Source organism: Clostridium tertium, assembly GCF_017873245.1.
GTDB lineage: Bacteria > Bacillota > Clostridia > Clostridiales > Clostridiaceae > Clostridium > Clostridium tertium.
Window position 1 is genome coordinate 182,999 of record NZ_JAGGJY010000001.1, and the last position, 26,220, is coordinate 209,218.

Annotated in this window: 29 protein-coding genes; 23 read left to right on the forward strand and 6 right to left on the reverse strand. The window is 26.2% G+C overall.

All coding sequences use genetic code 11. The features are described 5' to 3' along the window. Window positions 1-513: 513 nt before the first annotated feature. The 4 genes from J2Z25_RS00910 to J2Z25_RS00925 are packed head-to-tail and all read left to right on the forward strand — an operon-like array spanning window position 514 to window position 5,036. Entirely contained in the window at window positions 514-1,659 is a 1,146-nt protein-coding gene (locus tag J2Z25_RS00910) for a cysteine desulfurase family protein (RefSeq protein WP_209737645.1), read from the forward strand. Then, window positions 1,656-2,810, forward strand: coding sequence for a tRNA uracil 4-sulfurtransferase ThiI (gene thiI / locus J2Z25_RS00915; RefSeq protein WP_209737647.1), 1,155 nt, complete (start codon window positions 1,656-1,658; stop codon window positions 2,808-2,810). Before J2Z25_RS00910 ends, thiI begins: the two co-directional genes overlap by 4 nt. 27 nt (window positions 2,811-2,837) lie before the next feature. Beyond that, a complete protein-coding gene (locus J2Z25_RS00920; RefSeq protein ID WP_342451328.1) occupies window positions 2,838-4,286 on the forward strand; it encodes an ABC transporter permease subunit in 1,449 nt (482 codons plus the stop codon). A 12-nt stretch (window positions 4,287-4,298) separates the two neighbouring features. Then, on the forward strand, window positions 4,299-5,036 hold the full coding sequence (locus J2Z25_RS00925; RefSeq protein ID WP_008678110.1) for an amino acid ABC transporter ATP-binding protein: 738 nt from the start codon (window positions 4,299-4,301) through the stop codon (window positions 5,034-5,036). Between the two features lie 36 nt (window positions 5,037-5,072). Here J2Z25_RS00925 and J2Z25_RS00930 read toward each other — a convergent pair whose 3' ends face one another. Together J2Z25_RS00930 and J2Z25_RS00935 are read right to left on the reverse strand one after the other, a co-directional pair. Further along, complete coding sequence (locus tag J2Z25_RS00930) at window positions 5,073-5,489, reverse strand: hypothetical protein (protein ID WP_008678112.1); 417 nt, start codon at window positions 5,487-5,489, stop codon at window positions 5,073-5,075. Window positions 5,490-5,596: 107 nt separating this feature from the next. Beyond that, entirely contained in the window at window positions 5,597-6,118 is a 522-nt protein-coding gene (locus tag J2Z25_RS00935) for a ferritin-like domain-containing protein (RefSeq protein ID WP_209737649.1), read from the reverse strand. Between the two features lie 231 nt (window positions 6,119-6,349). On the opposite strand from J2Z25_RS00935, the gene J2Z25_RS00940 reads away from it, so the two are divergent. Next, the gene (locus J2Z25_RS00940; RefSeq protein ID WP_209737651.1) at window positions 6,350-6,625 is read left to right on the forward strand and encodes a hypothetical protein; all 276 of its coding nucleotides are present in this window, start codon (window positions 6,350-6,352) and stop codon (window positions 6,623-6,625) included. A gap of 197 nt (window positions 6,626-6,822) precedes the next feature. On the opposite strand, the gene J2Z25_RS00945 is transcribed toward J2Z25_RS00940, so the two are convergent. Beyond that, a complete protein-coding gene (locus J2Z25_RS00945; protein WP_209737653.1) occupies window positions 6,823-7,539 on the reverse strand; it encodes a hypothetical protein in 717 nt (238 codons plus the stop codon). Window positions 7,540-7,684: 145 nt separating this feature from the next. On the opposite strand from J2Z25_RS00945, the gene J2Z25_RS00950 reads away from it, so the two are divergent. The 5 genes from J2Z25_RS00950 (at window position 7,685) to J2Z25_RS00970 (ending at window position 12,550) form a co-directional block, all read left to right on the forward strand. Beyond that, window positions 7,685-8,485 (forward strand): hypothetical protein, encoded by an 801-nt coding sequence (locus tag J2Z25_RS00950; protein WP_209737655.1) that lies wholly within the window; start codon window positions 7,685-7,687, stop codon window positions 8,483-8,485. A 179-nt stretch (window positions 8,486-8,664) separates the two neighbouring features. Next, window positions 8,665-9,615 (forward strand): DUF4003 family protein, encoded by a 951-nt coding sequence (locus J2Z25_RS00955; RefSeq protein WP_008678121.1) that lies wholly within the window; start codon window positions 8,665-8,667, stop codon window positions 9,613-9,615. 11 nt (window positions 9,616-9,626) lie between these two features. Further along, on the forward strand, window positions 9,627-10,673 hold the full coding sequence (locus tag J2Z25_RS00960) for a DNA polymerase IV (RefSeq protein WP_209737657.1): 1,047 nt from the start codon (window positions 9,627-9,629) through the stop codon (window positions 10,671-10,673). Between the two features lie 115 nt (window positions 10,674-10,788). Next, entirely contained in the window at window positions 10,789-11,463 is a 675-nt protein-coding gene (gene deoC, locus J2Z25_RS00965) for a deoxyribose-phosphate aldolase (RefSeq protein ID WP_209737659.1), read from the forward strand. A 130-nt stretch (window positions 11,464-11,593) separates the two neighbouring features. Next, window positions 11,594-12,550 carry a calcium/sodium antiporter gene (locus tag J2Z25_RS00970; RefSeq protein ID WP_209737661.1) on the forward strand — a complete coding sequence of 319 codons (957 nt, stop codon included), beginning with the start codon at window positions 11,594-11,596 and terminating at the stop codon, window positions 12,548-12,550. Window positions 12,551-13,009: 459 nt separating this feature from the next. On the opposite strand, the gene J2Z25_RS00975 is transcribed toward J2Z25_RS00970, so the two are convergent. Then, complete coding sequence (locus J2Z25_RS00975; RefSeq protein WP_209737663.1) at window positions 13,010-13,627, reverse strand: DUF975 family protein; 618 nt, start codon at window positions 13,625-13,627, stop codon at window positions 13,010-13,012. 307 nt (window positions 13,628-13,934) lie between these two features. On the opposite strand from J2Z25_RS00975, the gene J2Z25_RS00980 reads away from it, so the two are divergent. From J2Z25_RS00980 to J2Z25_RS01000, 5 genes are all read left to right on the forward strand, one after another. Next, entirely contained in the window at window positions 13,935-15,557 is a 1,623-nt protein-coding gene (locus J2Z25_RS00980) for a cell shape-determining protein (protein ID WP_209737665.1), read from the forward strand. Window positions 15,558-15,825: 268 nt separating this feature from the next. Beyond that, a complete protein-coding gene (locus tag J2Z25_RS00985; protein WP_209737667.1) occupies window positions 15,826-16,767 on the forward strand; it encodes a CobW family GTP-binding protein in 942 nt (313 codons plus the stop codon). 10 nt (window positions 16,768-16,777) lie between these two features. Further along, complete coding sequence (locus J2Z25_RS00990; protein WP_209737669.1) at window positions 16,778-17,401, forward strand: GTP-binding protein; 624 nt, start codon at window positions 16,778-16,780, stop codon at window positions 17,399-17,401. 3 nt (window positions 17,402-17,404) lie between these two features. Further along, on the forward strand, window positions 17,405-18,310 hold the full coding sequence (locus J2Z25_RS00995) for a permease (RefSeq protein ID WP_342451329.1): 906 nt from the start codon (window positions 17,405-17,407) through the stop codon (window positions 18,308-18,310). Between the two features lie 8 nt (window positions 18,311-18,318). Further along, window positions 18,319-18,972 carry a TIGR03943 family putative permease subunit gene (locus tag J2Z25_RS01000; RefSeq protein WP_209737671.1) on the forward strand — a complete coding sequence of 218 codons (654 nt, stop codon included), beginning with the start codon at window positions 18,319-18,321 and terminating at the stop codon, window positions 18,970-18,972. 48 nt (window positions 18,973-19,020) lie between these two features. Here the strand turns inward: J2Z25_RS01000 and J2Z25_RS01005 are convergent, their stop codons facing one another. Beyond that, complete coding sequence (locus J2Z25_RS01005; RefSeq protein ID WP_209738248.1) at window positions 19,021-19,881, reverse strand: cation diffusion facilitator family transporter; 861 nt, start codon at window positions 19,879-19,881, stop codon at window positions 19,021-19,023. A gap of 219 nt (window positions 19,882-20,100) precedes the next feature. Between J2Z25_RS01005 and J2Z25_RS01010 the strand changes: the two genes are divergently transcribed. From J2Z25_RS01010 to J2Z25_RS01025, 4 genes are all read left to right on the forward strand, one after another. Further along, the gene (locus tag J2Z25_RS01010; protein ID WP_209737673.1) at window positions 20,101-20,622 is read left to right on the forward strand and encodes a putative ABC transporter permease; all 522 of its coding nucleotides are present in this window, start codon (window positions 20,101-20,103) and stop codon (window positions 20,620-20,622) included. 99 nt (window positions 20,623-20,721) lie between these two features. Next, the gene (locus J2Z25_RS01015) at window positions 20,722-21,150 is read left to right on the forward strand and encodes a DUF3783 domain-containing protein (protein WP_099346625.1); all 429 of its coding nucleotides are present in this window, start codon (window positions 20,722-20,724) and stop codon (window positions 21,148-21,150) included. A 43-nt stretch (window positions 21,151-21,193) separates the two neighbouring features. After that, on the forward strand, window positions 21,194-21,343 hold the full coding sequence (locus J2Z25_RS01020) for a hypothetical protein (protein ID WP_008678143.1): 150 nt from the start codon (window positions 21,194-21,196) through the stop codon (window positions 21,341-21,343). Window positions 21,344-21,388: 45 nt separating this feature from the next. Beyond that, on the forward strand, window positions 21,389-22,123 hold the full coding sequence (locus J2Z25_RS01025; RefSeq protein WP_209737675.1) for an alpha/beta fold hydrolase: 735 nt from the start codon (window positions 21,389-21,391) through the stop codon (window positions 22,121-22,123). A 37-nt stretch (window positions 22,124-22,160) separates the two neighbouring features. On the opposite strand, the gene J2Z25_RS01030 is transcribed toward J2Z25_RS01025, so the two are convergent. Further along, window positions 22,161-23,009, reverse strand: a complete 849-nt coding sequence (locus tag J2Z25_RS01030; protein WP_209737676.1) for a DegV family protein — start codon at window positions 23,007-23,009, stop codon at window positions 22,161-22,163. 177 nt (window positions 23,010-23,186) lie between these two features. Here J2Z25_RS01030 and J2Z25_RS01035 point away from each other — a divergent pair, with 177 nt between their 5' ends. From J2Z25_RS01035 to J2Z25_RS01050, 4 genes are all read left to right on the forward strand, one after another. Continuing rightward, the gene (locus tag J2Z25_RS01035) at window positions 23,187-23,867 is read left to right on the forward strand and encodes a cytochrome c biogenesis CcdA family protein (RefSeq protein WP_008678149.1); all 681 of its coding nucleotides are present in this window, start codon (window positions 23,187-23,189) and stop codon (window positions 23,865-23,867) included. Window positions 23,868-23,880: 13 nt separating this feature from the next. Next, window positions 23,881-24,438, forward strand: a complete 558-nt coding sequence (locus J2Z25_RS01040) for a TlpA family protein disulfide reductase (RefSeq protein ID WP_195954190.1) — start codon at window positions 23,881-23,883, stop codon at window positions 24,436-24,438. A gap of 100 nt (window positions 24,439-24,538) precedes the next feature. Beyond that, window positions 24,539-25,693, forward strand: a complete 1,155-nt coding sequence (locus J2Z25_RS01045) for an AlbA family DNA-binding domain-containing protein (protein ID WP_209737679.1) — start codon at window positions 24,539-24,541, stop codon at window positions 25,691-25,693. A gap of 70 nt (window positions 25,694-25,763) precedes the next feature. Continuing rightward, on the forward strand, window positions 25,764-26,195 hold the full coding sequence (locus tag J2Z25_RS01050) for a rhodanese-like domain-containing protein (protein WP_209737680.1): 432 nt from the start codon (window positions 25,764-25,766) through the stop codon (window positions 26,193-26,195). Window positions 26,196-26,220: the final 25 nt, after the last annotated feature.

The following is a 26,220-nucleotide window of genomic DNA, read 5'->3' on the forward strand; positions in this document are numbered from 1 at the left end:
GCAAAGGGCTATTGTAATATGTTATCTTATACAATTACAAAGCCTTTTTTTAATTATTCAAATTTATTGGGTAAATATGTAATATTTATAAACACTATATATACAATATATTATATAGCAGTTTATTAGGAGAATAAATCTTGTTAGAAATACTTTTATCAATTTCAATGGTACTTTTAACAACAACAGCAATACTTATTATAGAATATAAAAAGATGAAAAGTAATAATAAGTGAAAGAAAGGATTATCTCTAAGATATATTAATATTTTAAGAGATAGTCTTTTTACTTGTTTTTTATAAATTAATGATAAAAAATTAAACCTTTATTTATTTTGGGAAATTTGATATAGTAATTTTAAACATGAAGAAAAGATAGGAAACTTTAGTTTATAATGTATTTATAATAAAGTTTATATTTCTTTGCGTAAAAAATAAGGGGATGCTTAAGTTTTATATTGTGAATTTAAGAAATAATAAAAGATAATAATATTATTAGAAGGAGGGATAAAGTTTGGAGATTTATTTTGACAACAGTTCAACAACAAAGCCATATAAAGAAGTTATAGATGAAGTAGTCAATGCAATGGAGGAATATTTCGGAAACCCATCATCTCTCCATAGGATAGGTATAAAATCTGAAAAGAAGCTTGTTGAAGCAAGAGAATTTTTAGGAAAGAGCATAAATGCATCAAAGGACGAGATTTATTTTACATCAGGTGGAAGTGAATCAAATAATTTAATAATAAAAGGCTTAGTAAAGCCTGGGCATCATATTATCACAACTATTTTTGAGCATCACTCAGTTTTAATGACATATAAAGAGCTTGAAAAAAATGGAGTTAAAGTTACATATTTAGATGTAGATAAAGAGGGAAAGATATCTCTAGATGATTTAAAAGAGGCAATATGTAAAGATACAGTATTAGTTTCTATAATGCATGTCAATAATGAAATGGGAGCAATACAAGATATAAAGAGCATAGGAGAGATTATAAAAGAAAGAAGTTCTAGAGCAAGGCTTCACGTTGATGCAGTTCAATCTTATGGAAAGTTAGACATAGATGTAAAAAAAATGAATATAGATATGTTATCAGTATCTGCGCATAAAATTCATGGACCAAAAGGAATAGGATTTTGTTACATTAAAAAGGGAATAGTTTTAAATTCATTAATAAATGGTGGAAGTCAAGAGGGTGGCTTTAGAGGTGGTACTCAAAATGTACCTGCTATAGTTGGTTTACATAAGGCAGCAGAGATAACTTTTAACCACAAAGAAGAAAATTTTAAATATGTAAGTGGGTTAAAGGAATATATGGTAAAAAGGCTAGAAGAAATAGATAATATACGAATAAATAGTCCTTTAAGTGAAGATTTTACACCATATATATTAAATGTTTCTTTTATTGGAGTAAGAGCTGAAGTTTTACTTCATTTATTAGAAGATAAAGATATTTTTGTAGCTACTGGATCTGCTTGCACATCAAAAACTAGTGCAGTAGCAGGAAGCTATGTAATAAAAGCTTTAGGGTTAAGTAATAAAGAAATAGAAAGTGCCATAAGATTTTCATTTTCAAAGTTTAATACTAAAGAGGAAATAGATAAAGTTATAGATGTTTTAAAAAGTTCATTAACATTTTTAAGGAGAGTAAGAAAATGAATAAATTAATATTAGTAAAATATGCATCAGAGATTTTTTTAAAGGGCTTAAATAGAAATAAGTTTGAAAAAAGATTAAGAGACAATATAAAGAAAAAGCTAAAAGGAATTGAGCATACATTAATATCTGATCAAGGTAGATATTTTATTAAGGCAGATGATATAGAAGAAGCTACTGAAAGAGTAAGAAAAGTTTTTGGAGTTGCTGAGGTTTGTATAGTAACAGAAGTTCCAAGAGACATGGAAGCTATTAAAGAAGAAGCATTAAGAAAAGTTAAAGAAGCTAATCCTAAAAACTTTAAGATTGAAACTAATAGAGCAAATAAATTATTTCCAAAAAACTCATTAGAAACATCAAAAGAAGTTGGAGCTTATGTAGTTTATCATATGAATGGATTAGAAGTTAAAGTTAAAAATCCAGAATGCTTAGTAAATGTAGAAATTAGAGAAAATGCATATATATATACAACTAAAGATAAAATAAAAGGTGTAGGTGGATTACCATATGGAATTAATGGTAGCACTATGCTTATGTTATCAGGTGGTATAGATTCTCCAGTTGCTGGATACTTAATGGCTAGAAGGGGTGTAGAATTACATTGTGTATATTATCATAGCCATCCATATACATCAGAAAGAGCTAAAGATAAGGTAAAAGATTTAGCTAAAATATTAGCTACATATACAGAAAGAGTAAACCTTCATATAGTACCATTCACAGAAATACAAATGGCAATAATAAATGGCTGTAGGGAAGATGAATTAACAATAATAATGAGAAGATTTATGATGAGAGTTGCTTGTAGCTTATCTGAAAAATACGGTATTCAATCAGTATCATCAGGGGAAAGCATTGGGCAAGTAGCAAGCCAAACTATGGAAGGATTAATGGTAAGTAATGATTGTGCTGATAGACCAGTATTTAGACCATTAATAGCTATGGACAAAACAGATATAATGGATATAGCAAGAGAAATTGGAACATATGAAACATCAATATTACCATATGAAGATTGTTGTACTATATTTGTTCCAAAACATCCAAAAACAAAACCAAGAGTAGATTTAATAAGAAAATCAGAAGAAGTTTTAAATATTGACGAATTAGTAAATAAAGCTATTGAAGAAACAGAGCTTGTAGTATTTAACTAATATAGCTTTTGAACAGAAGATAAGGAAGTGAAGATAAGGGTGAAGAGAAAAGTATCTTTAGTTATAAGTGTATTACTATCAATATTAGTTATGGTAGGATGCACTAATAATAAAGAAGCCTTAAATAGTGAGAAAAGATTAGTTGTTGCAATGTCTGGAACTTATTATCCTTTTACATTTTTAAATGGTGATAAGATAGAAGGATTTGATGTTGATGTATGGAGGGAAATAGGTAATAGATTAGGATATAATATAGAGTTTACAACTGCATCTTTTAGTGGACTATTTGGACTATTAGATACTAATAAAGCTAATACTATTTCAAATCAAATTACTGTTACAGAAGAGAGAAAAGAGAAATATTTATTTAGTGATCCATATGTTTATAGTGGAGCGCAAATAATTGTACAAGAAGGAAATACAAAATCAATTAATAGTTTTGAAGATTTAAAAGGAAAAAAAGTAGGGGTTGATCTTGGTAGTAATTACGAGCAAATAATAAGAGATAAGGATGTAAATAATGAAGTTTCTGTTGTAACATATCAAAATACAGATGCTGCCTTTACAGATTTATTACTTGGTAGAATTGATGGAGTAGTTATAGATAAGATTTCTGCAATAGTTACAATAAATGAAAAGAACTTAGAATTAGAGTTAGCAGGGGAGCCAATAGAACCTGTTGAAAATGCATTCCCATTTATAAAGGGTTCAGAAAATGAAACACTAGTAGCAGAAGTAAATAAAGCTTTAAATGATATGAAAGAAGATGGAACATTTGCTGAAATATCTAATAAATGGCTTAAAACAGATGTAACAGGATCAAATACTAATTATATAAAATCATTATTTATAAGTATAATAAGTGGTTTAAAAACTACATTAAGTTTATCAATAATATCTATGATAATTGCTTTAGTAATTGGAGTGATAATAGCTCTAATTAGAATTAATAATATAAAGATATTAAAGCAATTAGTAGAAGTTTATATATCATTTTTAAGGGGAACACCACTTTTAGTTCAGTTATTTTTACTTTACTTTGGATTACCCCAAATAATATCACAATTGAAGGGGATTACAGCTTATACAGCTGCAATTATAGGATTAGCATTAAATGCTTCAGCTTATATTGCAGAATCATTAAGAGGTGCATTTGATGCTATAGATAAAGGACAAATGGAAGCTGCTTTATCAGTAGGGATGACTAAGATGCAAGGAATGAATCGTATAGTTATGCCGCAAATGTTTAGAGTTGCAGTACCTTCCCTTGGAAATGTATTTGTAGATAATATCAAAGGGTCTTCTTTAGCATTTACATTAGGAGTAACAGAAGCATTAGCTAGAGCACAAATGAGTGCAGCAGCAAGCTATAGATTTTTTGAAAGTTATATAGCTGTTGCAATAGTTTATTGGGCAACAATTAGTGTTTATAATGTTATACAAAAATCAATAGAAAATAAGCTATCTGTTTACTAAGAGGTGTCAAAGATGATTAAAATAAATAATTTAAAAAAGAAATTTGGAAATGATGAGATACTAAAAGGAATAAATTTAGAACTGAAAAAAGGTGAAGTAGTAGTAATGATTGGACCGTCTGGGTCAGGAAAATCAACTTTTTTAAGATGTTTAAATTATTTAGAAGTACCTACTTCAGGACAAATTCAAATTGGAGATTTAAAGGTAGAAGTTGATAAAGTTTCCAAAAAGGATATTCATAATTTAAGATCTAAATCAGCAATGGTTTTTCAAAATTATAATTTATTTAATAATAAAACTGTTATTGAAAATGTAACAGAAGCATTAATTGTAGTTAAGAAAATAGATAAAAAAGAAGCAAATGATATAGCAAGTAAAGCACTAAAAAAAGTTGGACTATTAGAAAAAAAAGATGTTTATCCTAAAACTCTATCTGGAGGACAAAAGCAAAGAGTTAGTATAGCAAGAGCAATAGCAATTAATCCAGAAGTAATATTATTTGATGAACCAACTTCAGCTTTAGATCCAGAATTAGTTTCAGAGGTTTTAGCAGTAATTAAAGATCTAGCAAAAGAGCATATGACTATGATAATAGTAACTCATGAAATGAGATTTGCAAAAGATGTTGGAGATAGAATAGTATTTATGGAAAATGGAGTTATCGTAGAAGAAGGAACTCCGGAAGACATATTTACAAAGCCTAAAAAAGATAGAACTAGAGAATTTTTAAGATTAATAGAAGAAAAATAGATAATAAAAACAGCCTAAATTTTTAGGCTGTTTTTATTATCTTGCTCTCATTCTTGTTGCTTGTTGTCTTGCTTTTTTAATTTGATTGTGATCAAATGGATGTAAGTCTTTTTTAGTAGTTAGATTAGCTATATTTGAAATAGTAATAACTTCTGAGTCAGCCTTACCTTTTTCACCTTCAATTCCCATAACGATTACTTTATGACCTTGTTTAACATCAATAAAAGTTGGCTTTTTAAACCATTTTCTAGCCTTATATTGAGTTTTAACTACACCTTTACCCATATCTGGTTTAATTAAAATATGAGCTGTTAATTTTCTTATTATACCTAGTATGTTTTTTTCTTCAATTTTTACAGATAAAACGGTACCAGCAGTGCTAGTCATTCTATCACCGTATTTTTCCATATATGCATCTGTAAAATATTTACTCATTTTATCTTTGAAACCCATAATTAAAACTCCTTTATATTTAAGAAATATTGTCATAATCAAATAATTATAATAACAAAGTCATTATAACATAGTTTTATTATTAATTAAATAAAAAATTAAATTAATTATTTACTCATTTCCCTTTCATATAAGTTAGTTAAAATTTTTATATGAAGTTCTTCATCTAATATTATTCTATTAAGGATTGCAATTATGTTTTCATCGTCGATTAAATTAGCTGTTTTCCTATATTGCCTTATAGCTTCTTCTTCATTTTTTATATCCTCTAAAAGCATTTCTTTTATTGAATTGCAAGTACATATAAATTTAGAAGTCCAGTTTAATTTTTTATCTTTTTTATTTATAGAAAAGTCTGGATTTTCACCTAGAGCTACAATGAGTTCTCCTAGAATTTCTAAGTGATGCATTTCAACCTCTGCTATTTCCTTCAAGATATTTCCTATTGCATTCTTGGCAACTAGCCCTTGATAAGTATATTGTGATACAGCTGTTAATTCAGAAATAGTTCCAGCATAACTTTTTTTTATTAAATTAGCATAAGTAGGATTCTTTTCTGCAATTTCTATTTTAGGGTAAGGCAATCTTAATGAGCAATTTTCATGTAAGTCTCTAAAGTCACTTTTCATAATATCTCCTTTAAATTATTATTTATTATAGTATACGAAAATAATTTGTATGGTGATATTAAAAGAACTAAATCCTTTAAGCGTAAATATTAGGATGAAATTTTGATAATACAATAAAATATATATTATGTATTCAATATTATTTCTAGTTTTAAATATCTAGAATATTGATCAAAACATGTATATAATAAAATAATAATTATCTTTACAAAAATATATAGGAGGAGAAATATGAATATAATATTTAGTGAAAGTACAAAAAAGGCATTATTAGATGAAATAGAAAAAAGTAGCTATAATCATATAAGAGTAAAGGTAGTGGGTGTTGGGTGTGGAAAACCAGCTTATGATTTATTTGCAGATTTTATTTCAGATGAAGATTTTGAAGTAATTATAAATGCAGTGAAATTTACTATAGCTAAGAAAGATGAAAAATTATGTAATGATATTGAAATAAAATATGATAAAGAAATTTATAATAAAGGATTTTATGTTAGAAGTTTATAAAGTTTTATGCAATACTAAACTAATATTACACATTACTTTATGAACAATAATTGATAATTATAAAATAGAATTTACTTATAAAAAGAAAGATGAATGAATTTAAAAAATTCATTCATCTTTTTTCATAATACTAAGAGGACACTAATTAATGCATCCATTATTAGTATTGACAATAACACAATTATTATACGAATTATTTAGTTTATTGATATAAAATATCTAGATAAATCTATTTTATATTCTAATAGCATTTCAATTATTGTATCCCTAAAATCATTTTGAGGTGATTTTTTAGTATTAAGATTTGGAACTGTTATGTTTGAATATAGTAGCTTTGAGTCCTTATAATTTTTTATAAGTATGTCTGCAGTTTTTATAACCATATCATTCCAATCGTCTACTTTTACTTTTGAGTTATCTAATTTAAAGTATAAAGGATTTTTATCAGTGAAATCGCTACATATTTCTAAAAAATAATTACTAATTTCATCATCTAAGGGGAGAGAATCCTCGCTTTCATTTTCATTATCAGGTGTAGAGTCAAACTTTTGACTATTATTTAAGTTATTCATCCATTGTATATATTTTTCTATACCAATACTGATTTCATGAAGTCTTATTGAGGTTTCTCTATATTTTCTACTTAATGTGAAGTTTCTTTCACTTTTTATTATTGCACTAGAGACATCTTCAATATAATCTATGGATTTCTCTAATGTATTTTTTAAGTTTGTAAGAGAATTACCTATTTCCTTAGATGTATCAGGAAATTCTTTGGATATAAACTCTATTACTTCTGTATCTATTATTGGGTAATCATCTTTTTTTTGGGGAACAGTAGTTTCTTCAATAACCTCATCAGTTGATGATTTTAATAGTGAAAATTTCTTGCTAGCCATATTTATTCCTTTCAAATTTATTGTTACATAGAATTATATTAATAGGTATAGCCAATATATAACTAAATGAGTAAAATAATAAATCTATATTGGGTAAACAATACTAGAAGTTAAACATATTATGTATTATCTAACTTTGTGATAAAAGGAGAAAATACAAATGAAAATATGTTTAACAAGAGTACAAAACAATGGCTGTATAGGCAATGAGTATAATCTAACAATTTGCGCAGATGAATGTATAGGAAGAGAGCTTAGGCGAAATTTACCAAGATGCATCTGTGGGGATGGAATAAAGATAAATATTATCATTATTAATTGTGATAGAATTTTACCAGCTCCAGCTCTTCCATGTAATGATTTATTAGCAATTTCTACTCCAATTAGAGTAATAAGAAGAAATCCGTGCTGTAATAATAATTCTATTAATAATTTTAATAATAATCTAAATGATTTTAGTAATAATTTTAATTTAGAAGGCTTAAACGGTAGGGATTCAAGTATCAACAATTTTAAAATTAACGATTTTAATATAGATGACCTTAATATTAATGAAATAGGTAGTACAAGTTGTGATAATAGATTGATTAATAACGATTTTACTTTAGGATTAGAAAATGTAAATAAAAATTGTTGCTTTAGAGAATCTTCTGAACCTCAAGAATTTGTAATTATAGTAAGATCTTTCAAGCCATGGTTATCAAAATTCTTCTGTAAATTTCCACAAATGTTTTTAAAGGATTGTGAAAATACTATAAAATTAACTATCATATTTGATAGAAAGGGTAGTGTGCTTCAAGAGCAATGCTGTAATAATTGTTGCGGAGGCTGCGGTGGCTTTGGAGGTTGTGGCGGTTTTGGTTGTGGTGGATTCGGCTGTGGCGGATTCGGTTGTGGTGGTTGCGGATGTGACTGCTGGTTTGGATTAACAGCTCTTGCATTACTATTCTGTTGTTGTTAATTTATAAAATAAACAAATGACAAATGTTAAGAGCCAAGATAAGATGAAGTCTTACCTTGGCTTCTTTATTGTAAGTTTTATAAATTGTTATAATTTTGTTATGAAACTGACACAGTTTTTATAGTATAATATTATTGGGGAAATTAATATGCTTAAAGTAAAGTGAGGGAGTATTGGATATGGAGAAACTTCTCAAAGACAGAATTAATCTGACCATTGAGAACTATAGAAATGCAAAAGAAGATCTTAGAAATGATGGAGATTTAATAAACCATTTTGCATCTTTAGTTTTTACCCATTATGAAAAAGAAATTCCATTTGAAAAAGTAAAAGAAATTAGAAAATATATAAAAGCAACGTCATCAAGGGTTTCACCTTTTAGAGGGGACATGCTTTATATTTTATCTTTATTGATTGCAATAGAAGAAGGAAATGAAAATAAAATAATTGATGATATATATGAAATAATGGATGTTTTAAAATTTCAAGGGTTTAATGAATGCGATTATTTAGTGTTAACTTCATTTGTTATAGCTAAATATGGACATAATAAAGATAAGCATAAAATAGCTAATAAAATGAAAGACGTATATATATTATTAAAAGAAAAATATTATAATATAACAGGCGAAGATGATTATTTAGTTTGTGCTTTATGGGCTTTAAATGATATAGACATTGATACAATTGATGAGTTTATAGAAACTATTTATACTCATATGACAGATTTAAATATCAAGTCAAAAAATAGTATTCAAGGATTAACAAATGCCATTATGTTAAATGGATCTTCCGGGCATATGTATAAAACAATAGAATTTATGCTACAATTAGAAAAAAGAGGTATAAAATTAGCACAGCAATTTTTACCTTTATTAGGAGTACTGTCTAATAATGATATGAGAAAAAGTGTTGATTTAATTGAAGATGTAGTAGATATGCTTTGTGATGAAGAAAGTGAATATGAATATTATATGGATAAGGGATTTAGAACTATTATTGCAATATCAATAATTTCATTTACAACTATATCTGAAAAAAGAAATTATGTAGATGAATTATTAGCACAAGGAGTATATTGTTTTATTAAATCAAAAAATAAAGGAATGTTTGCAGAAGCCTTAGCTTAAAAGGAGAAATTATGGAAAGGGTAATTTTGCATGTCGATATGGATGCTTTTTTTGCATCAGTTGAACAACTAGATAATAAAAATTTAAGGGGAAAGCCAGTTATAGTTGGAGGCGTTAGTGAAAGAGGAGTAGTATCAACATGTTCATATGAAGCTAGGAAATATGGAGTACATTCTGCAATGCCAATTTTTATGGCACAAAAGTTATGTCCACATGGAATATATTTAAGAACTAGGATGTTTAGATACAAAGAGGTTTCAAATCAAGTTTTTGATATTTTAAAGGACGTTACTTCAATTATACAGCCTATTTCAATAGATGAGGCTTATTTAGACATAACGCATAGCAACTTTAAAAGTGGGATGGAAGCAGCAAGGTATATAAAAAATAGAGTTCTTAAAGAAATTGGATTAACTATTTCAGTAGGTATATCTTATAATAAATTTTTAGCAAAATTAGCTTCAGATTGGAATAAACCTAATGGAATAAAAATAATTACAAAAGAAATGATTCCACATATTTTATTACCATTTCCAGTATCAAGAATACATGGAGTTGGAAAAAAATCAGTTGAAAAACTAAATAATATAGGGATATTTACTGTTAAGGATTTATATGAAATGCCAAAGAGTTTTTATATAGAATACCTGGGAAAGTATGGCTTAGAAATTTATGATAGAATACGTGGGATTGACAATAGGGAAGTGGAAGTTGAAAGAGATCGGAAATCCTATGGAAAAGAAAGAACCTTAAAAAGTGATACTCATGATAAAGAAGAATTAATGCTTTATTTAAATGATTTTTCTAATGAAATAAGTGGATACCTTATAAGGGGTAATTTAGAAGGAAAAACAATTACAGTAAAATATAAAACAAGTGACTTCCAAAATCATACAAGAAGCAAAACATTAAATTATTATACTAATAATTTTGAGGATATATATAGGACTTGTGAGGAAATACTAGATAATGAAGAAATAAATGAAGAAGTTAGATTAATAGGAGTTACAGTTTCATCATTTAAAGAAAACAAGGTGGAACAATTACGTTTATTCTAAATTAAATTTTATAAAAAATAGGTTTTGTTTAAAAACTCCCTTTAATTACTAAAGCTTTTCATTTATAATAAATTTCTGAGAGAAAAAAATAGTTTAACATACAGGAGGAGATCTTATGAATAAAAAAGATTTAGCAAGAATGATAGATCATACTATATTAAAAGCAGACGCTACAGAAATGGAAGTTGAAAAACTTTGTACTGAAGCATTAGAGTATAATTTTGCATCAGTTTGTATTAATCCATCTATGGTAAAAAAAGCTGCAAATATGTTGAAGGGTAGTGATGTGAAGGTTTGCACAGTTATTGGATTTCCTTTAGGAGCAACAACAACAGAAGTAAAAGCTTTTGAAACAGAAGATGTTATTAAAAAAGGTGCAACAGAAGTTGATATGGTTATAAATATAGGAAAGCTTAAAGAAGGAAACATAGAATATGTTAAGAAAGATATAGAAGCTGTAGTTAATGCTGCAAAAGGAAAGGCTTTAACAAAAGTTATTATAGAAACTTGCCTTTTAACTGATGAAGAAAAGGTAACAGCTTGTAAATTATCAAAGGAAGCAGGAGCAGATTTTGTTAAGACATCTACAGGATTCAGCACTGGAGGAGCTACAGCAAGTGATATAAAACTTATGAGAGAAACAGTAGGACCAGATCTTGGAGTTAAGGCTTCAGGTGGTGTTAGAAGCTTAGAAGATGCAATGGCTATGATTGAAAATGGAGCTACAAGAATAGGAGCTTCAGCTTCAATAGCAATTTGTGAAGGAACTAAATCTAATTCAACTTACTAATTATAAAGCTGTTGATTTAAGGTAATCTATAAATATGGATTGCCTTATTTTAATGTAAATAAAGTATAGAAATTTTACTTATGTATTTAAATTTTTCATTTCAATAAAATTAAATAAAAAAGGAGAAGTAATGAGTTATTTAATATTAATAATAGGTTTTATACTACTAATAAAAGGTGCTGATATTTTTGTAGATGGAGCTGCAAAAATAGCTAAAAAGTTTGGAATACCATCAATAATAGTAGGGTTAACAATAGTATCTTTAGGAACGAGTGCTCCAGAACTATCAGTTAGCTTAATAGCTTCCTTTGAAGGTAATAATGGAATAACAATTGGAAATGTGTTAGGATCTAATATATTTAATACCCTTATGGTATTGGGAGTAACAGCAATTATAATGCCTATAGTAATTAAGAAAAATTCAGTAATTAAAGATTATATAATAAATATTGTCGTTTCAATTGTTTTATTAATTTTGACTTTTGGAAGAGTATTATTAAATAAAGAAGCTGCTTTAACAAGAATATCAGGAATAATATTATTAATTTTATGTACAATTTATACATTGTATTTAATTAAATCTGCTAAAAGTAGAAAAGAAGAAGATTCAGAAGAGGAAGAAGATATAAAAATTTTAAGTTGTATAATAAAAATAATATTAGGAATTATAGGAATTATAGCTGGTGGTAATTTAGTTGTTAGTTCAGCATCAGATATAGCATATTCTTTTGGATTAAGTGACAAACTAGTCGGATTAACTATAGTGGCTGTAGGTACTTCATTGCCAGAATTAGTAACTACGATGATAGCATCAATTAAAGGAGAAAATGATATTGCTATAGGAAATGTATTAGGTTCAAATATATTCAATATTTTATTAATACTAGGAGTTTCATCTTCAATTAATGCAATTCCAATTTCTTCATCACTATTAATAGATATATTATTTTTAATAGTGATTTCTATAATACTTGGAATTTTTATGTTCAAAGGAAAGAAAGATAAATTAAAGCTTGATAAGCTTGAAGGTTTAATTTTAGTACTTTTATATATTATATATATGATTTACATAATATCGAGAAATTAATATTTACTTTGGAAAAATAAAGCTTTATATTAGTTATTAATCCATATATACAACATTTTTTATAACATTAAATTTGTACAAGAAACAAATAATAAGGATGTAAGTTATAGGAGGTGTTTAAGATGACTAATGGATGTGGTTGTAAAAATAAAAAAGCAGAAGAAAAGAAACATACTGATGAATGTGGATGTCATGGAGCAAAAAAGACAGCTACAAATAATCAATGGGGTAAATAGTAATTAAATAAAATAGTCTGTAATAAGCAAATGTTTATTACAGACTATTTTATCATTAAGGCACTTTAAATCATATTATATTAATAGAAAGATTAAGGATATGATATAAGTGAAGTTTTTACTAGTATTTGTAACTGAAGCTGTTGCCATAATTCTTGCAATAGTAGATATTATTCCCTATTTAAAGGAATATAAAAATAGGAGTTAATTAAAACTCCTATTTTTATATATCATATTTTAATTTTAAATAAAAGTTTGTTTCTGTAACTTTTTGATAAGGATCAACCCATAAACTACCGATACCTAATGTTAATCCTGATAACAACCACCATCCAATAAATGAAAGCTGTAGTATAAATAACTCCCATTTATAGCCGTACATAAGATTTGAACTTTCTTGTAAACATTGTATTATTCCTTTATCAGGATTTTCAGCTAAAATATAAAATGCTTGTGAAAACATTAAAGCTACTATAATTCCAGGAATGATGAAAAATAATGTTCCTAATATTATAGCAATTCCCATTATAATAAATAATCCAAGTGCCTTAAAAAATATTTTGAATTGTGAAAATAAATCTGCAAATTTAGGTTCTTCTCTATTAGTTGTAAAGTTTAAAAGAAATTTACTTAAACCAGTAGATACAACACCACCAAATATCAAAGAGATTAAGTTTAATGTAAGAGTTAAGTTTTCTGAAATTTCTATTACGAAATCTACACCCTTAGACATATTATAGGAGTTAATAATTAAATTTGATACAAGAACAGTAATTATTGCTAAGCCCCAATGACCTCTTAATTGTTCTTTTGCTTTAGATTTTAATTCAGCTCTATTCATTATACACCTCTAAAACTTATTTTAATATTATTATATAATATTTTATATCTAATAGTTTTTAATTAAAATTTTTAATTTTCAGAAGATATAATTTCTTATTAAATTATGAACTTAATAAGAAATTATATTTTAATATTAAATAGCTAATATCCTTACAAATAAAAAGTAAATAAAAATACATAGTATAATTTTATAGTTTTATAGTTTTTAATGAGAGGTAAAGATTTTAAAAAAATATATTTACAAACATTACATTATACTGTAATATATACTATATAAAACGGTAAAAAATATCTGGGGGATGAATATGGATAATATTAGAAACATTACACCAAAAAAAGGATCATTTTTAAAATATCTAGGATGGCTAATTACAGCTTACATAGTAGCAGGAATATTTTTAGCTTTTAATAGTAAGTTGATATTAGATTTTACATTAAGTTCATTTTATATTGTAGGAATATTTGTTGTAGTAACAGCAGTTTATGCTTTTTTTACATTTAATAAGAAGTATGGACTAGCAGCAGTTATAGTAGCTGTAATTTATATTTTATCATTAGTGGTATTTAGTCCTATAGTTAGCTATAAAGCTCATAGAGAATTAATTGGTAATATTGAAGGTGTTGAATTTAGTAATGAAATTGAGCATATAGATTTAAAGCAATTACCAACAATAGATAAAGAAGTAGCATATAAGTTGGCAGATAAAAAATTAGGGGAAATACCTAGTTTAGGAAGCCAAGTAACTATTGGAGATTTAACATTACAAAGCGTGGGTGGACAACTTTACTATGTTGCCCCTTTAGAGCATTCATCATTATTTAAATGGTTTACTAACAGAGAAGGAACAACAGGATATATAAAGGTAAGTGCAACAAATGAAAGTGACGTTCAATTAGTAACAGAAGTGAATGGAAAAGATATTAAAATTAAATATTTAGAATCAGCGTATCTTTTTAGTGATTTGCACAGAGCAGCTTATATTAAAGATATGAAAGCAGGGCATACTGATTTTACATTTGAATTAGATGATGAGGGAAATCCATATTGGGTTGTTACTAGATATGACAATGCTATTGGAATAACAGAAGCAAAAGCAACAGGAGTATTAGTGTTAGATGCTGAGACTGGAGAATCTAATATTTATGGAATAGAAGATGCACCAAAGTGGATAGATAGAATTCAACCAGATAGATATATAAAAAATTATATAGATAAATGGGGAGAACTTGTTCATGGGGTATTTAACTTTAGTGATAAAGATAAGTTAAAGTCTACAGATGGAATGAATTTAATATTTAATAATGATGAATGTTATTATTTTACTGGAGTAACATCAGTGGGAAATGATGAAGGGTTAGTAGGGTTTACTTTAACTAATACAAGAACAGGTGAAACAAACTTATATAAAACATCAGGAGCAACAGAAACTGCAAGTATGAAATCTGCACAAGGTAAGGTTCAACAATATGGATATACAGCAACCCTGCCGTATTTAATAAATATACAAAATGAACCAACTTATTTTATGACTTTAAAAGATTCTAATGGATTAGTTAAACAATATGCTATGGTAAATGTCAGAAACTACAATATAGTGGGAGTTGGAGATTCATTACAGTCAACTCTTAATAAATATTTAGAAGGATTAACAAATACTAATATTTCACTTGAAGGAAGTAATAGTGAAGAAACATTAGAAGGTGAAATCGAAAGAATTGGATTAGTTGTTAAGGATGGAACTAGTATTTATGATATAAGAATAAAAGGAAATGATAATATATTTTCAGTTTCAACAGAAACATCAAGAGAAGTAGCATTAAGTTCTGTTGGTGATAAGATAGTAGTTAAATTTATAAAAGTTGGAGATGGAAAATTTATATTAACAAATTCATTTGAAAATATTAGTTTAAAGGGAATACAAAATTAATAAAATTAAATATGCTGTCACAAAATTAAAAATTTAAATGTAAAATTAAGTTAAAAATATTTAGTTAGTTTAATATATGAAATATTATTACAAATTTACATTGTAACTAAAAGGGGATATCGCTGATATCCCCTTTTAATTTTGGAGCAAAGAATAAAATGATTTATATTTAATAATTATTTTGTTAATAAAAGTAGTAATATAATTTAAATTTAACACATAAAATGTTTAGAACATTATAAGAGCAAGTTTTATATAGAGGTGTTAAATGAAGATAAAAATAGATATATATTCAGGATTTTTAGGAGCAGGAAAAACCTTTCTTATGAAAAAACTTATTACTGAAGGAGCATATGAAAAAAACATAGCAATTATAGAAAATGAGTTTGGAGAGGTAAGTATTGATGCAGCTATACTTAGACAATCTAGTATAGAAGTTAAGGAAATAAATTCAGGCTGTATTTGCTGCCAAGTTAATGGTGATTTTAAGGAAGCAGTATTAGAAGTAATAGAAAAATATAATCCAGATAGAATAATTGTTGAACCTTCAGGGGTTGCAAAGTTAACAGATATAATAAAAGTATTTAGGGAAGGAAAATTAAAAGAAAAATCAGAAGTTGATAATATAATTACTGTTATTGATCCTGAAAAATTTGATATGTATATTAATAATTTTAAAAATTTTTATGAAGATCAAATATTAAATACTAAGAAAATAGTTTTAAGTAGAGTTCAAAAGTTAGATTATGAAAAAGTACAAGATGTAGTTTCAAAAATAAGAAAATTAAATAAACGAGCAGTTATTATTAGTGAAGATTGGAGAAAGATAAAGGGAAAGGAAATATTAAATCAAAATGACTATGAAAGTTTAAATTTAAAGAGCAGTAACTTATTTAAGCCTAGATTAAGTAAAAAGTTAGAAGAGTTCAAGAAAGCTGATGAAGTTTTTGAAACTTTTGCAATATATCCTAATTCTAAGATATCTAAATTAGAATTAATATCAAAGTTTAAATTTATATCTTCATCAAAAAGCTATGGGGATGTGTTAAGAGCTAAGGGAATTATTAAGCTTATAGATGGAAGCTATGGGCAGTTTGATTTTGTAAAAGATGAATTTGATATTAGAGAAATAAAAGATAATAACAGTAGTGTAATATCTTTTATTGGTATTAAATTAAACAAAGAAGAGCTAAAAGGGCTTTTTAAATGAGGATAAGAAAATGAAGTGTAAGCTAGAAGTTGTAAGCGGATTTTTAGGCTCAGGTAAAACATCTTTTATAAATTCGTATTTGAAAACAGAAGTGTGCAGTAAACAAGAAATATTAGTAGTTCTTCTAGAAAGAGGATCTACTAATATTGAAAAAGGTTTTAGGAATGTAAAAATAATTTATTTAAATAATTGCAATAATATAGAAAGTGTTTTGTTAGACGAAATAAAATATAAAAATTACAATAGGATAATAATAGAATTTAATGGAACTTATAGTTTAGATGTAATTGCCAATCTTATTAAGAATAAAAAAATTAAAGAAAAAATAAATTTCTATGGAAATTATTATATAGGAGAATCAAGTAACTTAGAAGTTTATTTAAAAAATATGGGAGAGCTTATAATACCATTTGTACAATCAAGTAAAATTATTGTTTTAAATAATTTAAATTCTATAAATGAAGAAAAAAGAGAAAGCTTAGTAAATATACTTGAAAGTATTAATCTTACTGCACCAATTATATGTTCTTTAAGCATAAATAATTTAGAAGAAGATTTGAAATCAAGTAGTTATTTTAAAGAAAGTATATTGACTAGGAGAATTAAAACTCTTCTTAATAAGGAGGGAAGATAAAGGGTGGGTATTGGTTTAGAAAAATGGGCTAACACATTTATAAGCATGATTTTAGAAGCATTACCTTTTATATTAATTGGATCCATTGTTTCAGCAGTAATACAAATGTACATTTCAGAGGAATTAGTAAAAAAAATACTTCCTAAAAATAAGTTTATTTCAATAATATTTGCAGCATTTGCTGGAGTTTTTATTCCAATATGCGAATGTGCTATAGTACCTATTGCAAAAAGCTTAATTAAAAAAGGAGTACCTGTAGGAGTTTCAATAGTATTTATGCTTTGTGTTCCTATTGTTAATCCTGTAGTTATGGCATCAACTTTTTATGCATTTAATGACATAAGAGTTGTTTTAGTAAGAGTATTTGGTGGAATATTATGTGCTATAATTATAGGAATTTTAATAGATTTATTAACTAATAGAAGAAAAGAAGTTATAAAAAATACTTTTGATTATGAAAATTTATGTGACTGTGGTTGTGTAGTAACAGATTATTTTTATAATAAATCAAAAATAAGGTTATGTTTAGAGCATGCTAATAAGGAGTTTTCAAATATATTAAAGTACTACATATTTGGGTCTTTTCTATCTAGTATATTTATAACTATGGTTGATGAAACTATGCTAAATAATATGGCCAATGGAAAGTATTTAGCTATAATTGTAATGATGTTACTTTCCTTCTTACTTTCTTTATGTTCAGAAGCTGATGCATTTATAGCAAAAGGATTTTTAGAGCATTTTGGACTACCAGCTATATCAGGATTTTTGATACTTGGACCAATGATAGATTTAAAAAATGCTATAATAGTTGGCTCGTATTTTAAAAAAGGATTTACAATTAAACTTATTACCTTAATTGTTTTAGTTGTACTAGCGTTTTCAGTAAGTTTAACAATAATCATATAGGAGGTAATATGAAGAAATTTAATATAGATGAATTTATATGGCTATTAATATTAATTCTTTTAACAGCATTTATTGGTTATTTAATGATGTCAGGTTATATATATAATTTTTTAAGTCCTAAAACTGCTAAAAATTTATATATAGCTTTAGTAATATTATCTGTTTTGATTATAGTTCAAATATTTAAAGTTATAAGCTTCAATACTAGAAAAGATAATTCAATTAGTTATATACCTATAATATTTACTTTAGCAATTGGAGTTTTTATATTATTAAATGACTTTGTTTCTCAAGAGCAATTTAGTAAAAATGACCATAAATTTAAAAATAGTTATGGGAATCAAGCAATAGAAATATCTTATGAAAATCATCATATAATTGAAGAAATTAATGAAAGTGGACAAGAGTATTTAGGGAAATATATAATATTCACTGGATTTGTACACAAGCATAATGGAGAAGAAAAATTTATTTTAGCAAGAGAAGAAATGAACTGCTGTGTAGCAGATTCAGTAATAATAGGATTGAATTCAATATGTCAAGATACTTTAAATGAAGGGCAATGGATTAAAGCTTTAGGTAAAATAGAATATGATGGAGAATATTACTTTAACATAGAGGAATATATTAAGGTGAAACCACCAGATAACCAATATTTTTAACAAAAAGTGACTAGTTATATCTTTTATAACTAGTCACTTTATTTATAATCATTCAGGTTCAACATGAATAATGATATCTATTTTTTTTCCTAGTCTATCAGATAAAGTATTTTCAACTTTATGAACAAGGCTATGTGCTTCATCAACGCTTAATTTTGAGTCTACTTTTATGTGCATATCTAAGAATACATAATCCTTATATCCTCTAGATCTAATATTATGAACATTTTTAATATCATCAAATTCATCTAAAATATCAACAACAACTTCCTGATCTAACATCACCTTATCTGTTAAAGAAGAAAGATTATCTTTAAATATTTCGTAAGATGCATGAAGAATAAATAAAGCAACAACAAAAGATGTAATTGTATCTATTACAGGTGGAAGTCCAAGTTTTACAGAAAATAAAGCTATAAGTACTCCAATGGAGACAAAAATATCACTCTTAGTATGAAGAGAATCAGCTATTAATAATTGACTATTAAGCTTTTGACCTTGCCTATTTTCATAAGAGGCAACAAATATATTAATAAATAAAGTTATTAATATAATAATTAAACTTTCTAGACTAACTTCTAATGTTGAAGGATTAAATAATTTACTAATAGAAGATTTAATAACATTAAAAGATATAAATAGAAGCATTGTGCCTATAAACATACTTGCAATTGTTTCGAATTTTTTATGACCATATGGATGATCGATATCTTTAGGTTTTGAAGCCATAACGATTCCAATCATTCCTACAATATTCGATGCACCATCTGAAATGGAATGAAAGCCATCAGCCATCACACTAGCACTATTAATAATTAATCCAACTACTATTTTTGATACTGCAACAACTATATTGGCAATTAATATTACTAATAATATAATTTTAACTTTTTTATAATTAGATTCTATTTTAGTTCTCTCCTTTACAAATAATCTATAATTTCATTTTATTCCTACAAAATATAAAAGTTACAATGAAATAAGAAATGTAAAATAGAAGAAATTGGTGTAAATAAATGTTAGTTTCAAAATTTAGGGGTAAGGGGAAAGATTTAATTATTGAGAAGGTATTTATAAATATATTTTGGTTAAACTAAAATTAAAATTAGTGAAGGTCGGTGTATTCTTGTGACTATAATAAATTTTACTTTATTTAATTTTATATTATATTCAATAGTAGGTTGGATAATTGAAGGTGTCTATAGTTATATAATAACTGGAAATTTTAAAAAAGAAGGTTTTATGAAAGGGCCATATAAGCCAATGTATGGTATTGCCTTTACTATTTTAGTATTGTGTGATAAATATTTTGATTTTAATATTATAACAACTCTTATATTATTTTTAATAGTTCCAACAAGTGTGGAGTTTATAAGTGGATATCTATTAAAAGAAATATTTAATAAACAATACTGGGATTATTCTAAATTAAAATATAACTATAAAGGGTTAATAACATTAAGATTTTCCTTGTATTGGATGATATTATGTTATGTAGGGATTAATTTAGTTCAACCTACCATAAATAATATATATTTAAGTTTAGAAAAATTATTTAGAGTAACAAATTTTATTCTTTTTTTTATAATGTTATTTGATTTAATAATAACTGTAAAAATACTTCATAGAAATCCTATAATTCAAAATTAATATTAAATAGATTTATTACATAAATTCAAGGTTGCTTAATTCTTAGTATTTTTATATGATATAGTTATATAAATAAAATTAGTTAAGAAGGAGAAGATTATGTCATTTGAAAAATTAGATGTAAAAGATACAGAAGTTAAAGATGGTAGGAGTTGTGTAATTTTATGTAACTTTAATGCAAAAGAAATTAAAACAGTAAGCAATCTTGCTGGAATGATCGGCATTAGAGATAAAATTATCTTAAGTTATAAAAATGGAAACTCAATTGTAAAAGATGTACTAGAAGGTAATATATTAAATGATTTAGAAGATGGGATAAAGAATAAAGCAATTATATTTAATAATATTCCTGGTGCTAAAATGGGTATATTCATTGAAAACTTAAAGAAGTTTAGAGTTAATAATGTTTTAAAAGCAACAGTTACAGAAACATCAAGAGAATGGACTGTAAATGTATTGTTGAAAAATTTAGTTGCTGAAAGAATAGCAATGAAAACAGGTAAAGATTTTGAACATGATGAAGAATAATACATTTTATAATTTAGTTATTAGTTAAAAGAGGAGATTATAAATGGGTGTTAAAAGAGAAGTTGAGTTACAAACAATAACAACTAGATTTTTAAATCTCAAAAGTTTAGGATTAGATGAAGAAACAATTATAAAGTTACTTGAAATAAATGAGGAAGATTTAGAAGTTATAAAATTAAATTTAGAAAAATAATTAAGATAAGACTTAAGGTCTTATCTTAATTTTAATAGGTGCAAAATGAAATTAAATAAAAAAACTAAATATATATTAAATATTATTTTAAGTATTATTATATTAACATTTTTAGGATTTATAATTTGGACAAGCAACACATATAAACCATTAAATGAATTATTTAATACCATAAGCGTAGATGAATATTCTAAGGAAGAAGGCTTTTATGTATTTTATCCAAAACAAAATAATAAAAATGTAGGAATAGTCTTATATCCTGGTGCTTTGGTTGAACCTTTAAGTTATTCTTATTATGCTAATGAGTTATCAAAGGAGGGATATTTAGTAGCAATTGCAGATGTTAATTTTAATTTGTCAATTTTAGATAATAATAAAGCAAGCAAATTTATAAAAATGAAGACAGATATAGAGAAATGGTATGTTGGTGGGCATTCTATGGGAGGAGTAAGTGCGGCTATGTTTGCAGAAAATAATCAAGACATAGTTAAAGGGGTAATATTTTTAGGTTCCTATCCTGCAAGCAGTAGTGATTTATCAGATAATGATATAGAAGTTCTTAGTATATATGCCGAAAATGATGGATTAACAACTATAGATAACATAGAAGAAAGCAAAGAAAATTTACCAACAGAAGCAGTCTTTAAAGAAATAGATGGTGGGAATCATGCACAATTTGGAGTGTATGGATACCAAAGTGGTGACAATGAGCCAGAGATATCTTGGGAAGAACAGCAAAAAGAGATGATAAAGATAACTTTAGAATTTTTAGAAAAATAGATATTGTAAACATCATAAGTTTACAATATCTATTTTTTTATATTTCAGACATAACAGCAACAGCTAATAATCTAGGTCCAGAGTGAATTCCAACTGCTGGAGTTATAGTACCCTTATAAATAAAAGTAGTATTTTCATGGGAAGATAAAATTTCTTTAAGTTTTTCAGCTTCTTCATGCATAGTGCCAGTCATTATTATAACTTTTCCTTTACCTTTATTTAAAATATCTGTAGATAAGTCTAGAAGTTTTTTAAATGCTTGTTTAGATCCTCTTACTTTTGTATAATTTGTATATGAACCATTATCGTCCATAGTTATAATAGGCTTTAAGTTTAGTATTTCACCTATTCCTCCAGTGACTTTGCCAATTCTACCACCTTTTATTAAGTATTCTAAAGTGTCTACAGTAAAATACATCCATAAATTTTCTCTAAGCTTAGGGATTGTATTACATATATCTTCAAAATTTATTTTTTTCTTAATTATCTTACCAACTTCTATTACGATTAATCCAACTGCCATTGACAAAATTTTAGTATCAAATATAAATGTATTTATTTTATCTTTAAATTCTTCACTAGCCAGTTTAAAGCTATTTATTGTACCAGATAATCCAGATGATACAGGTAAAACTATAGCCTGAGTATAACCTTCTTTAATTAATTCATTATATAAAGATGTTATATCATCTACAGATGGCATAGAAGTGGTTGGTAGCTCTTTTGGTAATTTAGAATAAACTTCTTCAGGTGTAATATTTATTCCATCTATAAACTCTTTATCTTTATATAATATTTTTAAAGGAACAACCTTAACATAGTATTCATTAATATATTCTTTAGGTAAACCACATGTACTATCAGTTATCAAAGCAATTTTATTCATATAAACATTCCTTTCGCATATCGTTATATAAATAATACATTGTAAAATGATATAAAGTCAATATATAGTTTTTAAAACTAGATTAGGTGTTTTTGATAATTCAGGTATCAAAAAAGTAACTTATTCAATTATTCCAAATATTATGATATACTATCAAAAAAGAAGAGGAGTGATGTTGTGAATTATTTTATTCTATTTTTAGAGGGAATAATAACATTTATTTCCCCATGTATATTACCTATGATTCCTATATATGTCTCATATTTTATGGGAGGTAATGATGAGGGAAAGAGTAATAAGGCTTTGATAAACTCTATTGGATTTGTAATTGGATTTTCAATTGTCTTTACAATTCTAGGTGGAGCGGCTGGAACCTTTGGAGTATTTATACAAAGATATATGAAAACTTTTAATGTTGTAGCAGGAGCATTATTAATTTTATTTGGATTAAATTACATTGGAGTGTTAAAAATATCAATCTTAGATAGAAGCTTTAAATTAAAAAATAAAAGTAATTTAAATAATCTTAATTTAATTTCATCAGTATTATTTGGAGTTGTTTTTGCAATAGGATGGACACCATGTGTTGGAACATTTTTGGGATCTGCTTTAATGCTAGCAGCAAATAGCCAGGATTCAATGCAAGGGATATTTATGTTACTTACTTATAGCTTAGGTCTTGGAATTCCATTTATAATATCAGCATTATTAATTGATACATTAAAGGGTGCTTTTACTTTTATTAAGAAAAATTACAAGATTATTAATACAATTTCAGGGATATTATTAATTATAATAGGTATTTTAATGATAACAGGATACTTAAACTTATTATTATCATTACTTACATTTAATTAGGGAGGTAAAAAGTTTGAATAATAAGAAAAAATTAATAACAATAATTATATCTTTAATTTTATTAATTGTAATAGTAAAGTTTGGATATGGATATTTATCAGGAGAATATATGCCCATAGATGCAACAAATGGAAATAGCTCAACAGATTATAAATCGGCTCCAGATTTTGAAGTTTATGATGAAGATGGAAATGCCATAAAATTATCTGATTTTAAAGGGGAAAAACCAGTTGTAGTAAATATATGGGCAAGTTGGTGTGGACCATGTAAAGCAGAAATGCCATATTTTGAAAAGGCTATGGAAAAGTATGGTGATGATGTTGAAATACTTATGGTAAACCTTACAGACGGTCAAAGAGAAACTAAAGAAAAGGCATTAAATTATTTAAAAGAAAATAACTTAAATATGAAAATAGTATTTGATACAAAATTTAGTGCTGCAAATGCCTATGCTGTTCAAGCAATACCAAGAACTATATTTATAGATAGAGATGGGAATATAGTTAAAGACAATAAGGGATTAATTGATGAAAAAATATTAAATGATTATATTAAGAAGCTTATAAAGTAAAGATTTAGAAAATGTAAGGTCAGGCAAAAGTTTATGTGTCTGATCTTATATTTTTATAGTAGTATAAAATATAATGATTTTTAGTTAGGGGGATATTTAGATGGATAGCAAGAGGTTACTTTCTTTAATTAAAAAGGAAGAAGGGGTAAAACTAGATTTTAAATTAAAGCTATCCTTACAATCAGAAGGTAATAAAAAAGAGCTTGCGAAGGATGTTTGTGCTATTGCTAACTCTAGAGGTGGAAGAGGTTATATAATAATAGGTGTAGAAGATAAAAGTAAAGAAATTATCGGTGTAAATGAATCAGAAATTATAAAAGAAGAGCAAGTGCAGCAAATAGTATCATCAAGATGTGAGCCTCCTATACCAATATCTGTTGATACATGCAAGATACAGGGGAAGAGGATATGTGTAATAACTATATATTCAGGAGATCAAAAGCCATACCAAATAAGGGAAAGTGGAGCATTTTACATAAGAAGAGGATCGACTACAGATACAATGAGAAAACAAGAATTAATTGAAGCCTTTGAAGAAAATTTAGATTTTTTTATGGAAACATCTACAGTGATGAAAAGCGATATTTCATTTTTAGATGAAGATTTGCTTAAACAGTATTTTAAAAATAAAGGAATAGAGTTAAATGAAGAAAATAAAGAATTTCTTTTAGAAAGTTCTAGAATAGCATATAGGGAAAAAGAAAGTGGAAAGATGAATTGTACTTTAGGTGGATTGTTAATATTCTCAAATTATAATAGCTTATGGATACCTCAGAATATGATAAAAATTATAAATAGAATAAATAAAAATAAAGATGAAGTTATTGTAATTCAAGGTAGTATATTAGAAATGGTAGATAAATCAGAAAGAGTAATTTATGATTTAATGCCAAATGATTACCCATCATCTGCAATAATAGAGGGAGTTAAAAATGCAGTATTGTATAGAAAATACTCATCAGTAAATAGAGTTATAGAAATAAGTATTGGATATAAATCTGTATCTATAAATAGCCCGGGGGCCTTGATAGAAAAAAGCAATTTAGGTAAGGAAATAAGCCATAGTAAAAGAAATATTTGGATATATGAAAAATTAATAACTTTAGATAATAATAAAAGATTTTTAAATAACGGAAGAGGGTTTTCAAGAATGAAAAAAGCTTTTTATGGCGTTGGAAAAGTCCAGCTAATAAATTCAATTAAAGATGATTATTTTAAGGTTATATTGCCAGGTGTAAGTATATATGATAAATAATAAGTAAGTTTGTGATTTTATCACAAACTTACTTATTATTTTATTTTATAATTTATATGAGGTGATTTAATTGAAAAAAGTTATATTGACAATATCATTAATATTCATTTTTAATTTTATAATTTTTACTGGGTGCACAAATAAAAAAGATATAGGAGAAAAAAATGAAGTTTCTGAAAGTGTTACTGAAGATATTAAAGTAATAAATATAGATGCACAAGAAGCAAAAAAGGAAATAGAAAAAAATGAGGTTATTATTTTAGATGTACGATCTGAAGAAGAATATAATAGTGGACATATAGAAAATAGCATTTTAATACCTATAGATAAATTAGAAGAAGAAGCAGAAAATATATTAAATGATAAGAATAAAAAGATTCTTGTGTATTGCAGAAGTGGAAATAGAAGTAAAAAAGCATCGAATATATTATTAGAAAAGGGATACACTAACGTATATGATTTTGGTGGCATAAAAGATTGGCCATACGAGATTGTTAAATAAAACAATATAGTCCTTGAAATTATAA

Coding starts and splice junctions, on each gene's coding strand:
- thiI (WP_209737647.1), top strand. CDS start 1,656: ATGAATAAATTAATATTAGTAAAATATGCATCAGAGATTTTTTTAAAG.
- J2Z25_RS00925 (WP_008678110.1), top strand. CDS start 4,299: ATGATTAAAATAAATAATTTAAAAAAGAAATTTGGAAATGATGAGATA.
- J2Z25_RS00930 (WP_008678112.1), bottom strand. CDS start 5,489: ATGGGTTTCAAAGATAAAATGAGTAAATATTTTACAGATGCATATATG.
- J2Z25_RS00935 (WP_209737649.1), bottom strand. CDS start 6,118: ATGAAAAGTGACTTTAGAGACTTACATGAAAATTGCTCATTAAGATTG.
- J2Z25_RS00940 (WP_209737651.1), top strand. CDS start 6,350: ATGAATATAATATTTAGTGAAAGTACAAAAAAGGCATTATTAGATGAA.
- J2Z25_RS00950 (WP_209737655.1), top strand. CDS start 7,685: ATGAAAATATGTTTAACAAGAGTACAAAACAATGGCTGTATAGGCAAT.
- J2Z25_RS00955 (WP_008678121.1), top strand. CDS start 8,665: ATGGAGAAACTTCTCAAAGACAGAATTAATCTGACCATTGAGAACTAT.
- J2Z25_RS00960 (WP_209737657.1), top strand. CDS start 9,627: ATGGAAAGGGTAATTTTGCATGTCGATATGGATGCTTTTTTTGCATCA.
- deoC (WP_209737659.1), top strand. CDS start 10,789: ATGAATAAAAAAGATTTAGCAAGAATGATAGATCATACTATATTAAAA.
- J2Z25_RS00970 (WP_209737661.1), top strand. CDS start 11,594: ATGAGTTATTTAATATTAATAATAGGTTTTATACTACTAATAAAAGGT.
- J2Z25_RS00975 (WP_209737663.1), bottom strand. CDS start 13,627: ATGAATAGAGCTGAATTAAAATCTAAAGCAAAAGAACAATTAAGAGGT.
- J2Z25_RS00980 (WP_209737665.1), top strand. CDS start 13,935: ATGGATAATATTAGAAACATTACACCAAAAAAAGGATCATTTTTAAAA.
- J2Z25_RS00985 (WP_209737667.1), top strand. CDS start 15,826: ATGAAGATAAAAATAGATATATATTCAGGATTTTTAGGAGCAGGAAAA.
- J2Z25_RS00990 (WP_209737669.1), top strand. CDS start 16,778: ATGAAGTGTAAGCTAGAAGTTGTAAGCGGATTTTTAGGCTCAGGTAAA.
- J2Z25_RS01000 (WP_209737671.1), top strand. CDS start 18,319: ATGAAGAAATTTAATATAGATGAATTTATATGGCTATTAATATTAATT.
- J2Z25_RS01015 (WP_099346625.1), top strand. CDS start 20,722: ATGTCATTTGAAAAATTAGATGTAAAAGATACAGAAGTTAAAGATGGT.
- J2Z25_RS01020 (WP_008678143.1), top strand. CDS start 21,194: ATGGGTGTTAAAAGAGAAGTTGAGTTACAAACAATAACAACTAGATTT.
- J2Z25_RS01025 (WP_209737675.1), top strand. CDS start 21,389: ATGAAATTAAATAAAAAAACTAAATATATATTAAATATTATTTTAAGT.
- J2Z25_RS01030 (WP_209737676.1), bottom strand. CDS start 23,009: ATGAATAAAATTGCTTTGATAACTGATAGTACATGTGGTTTACCTAAA.
- J2Z25_RS01045 (WP_209737679.1), top strand. CDS start 24,539: ATGGATAGCAAGAGGTTACTTTCTTTAATTAAAAAGGAAGAAGGGGTA.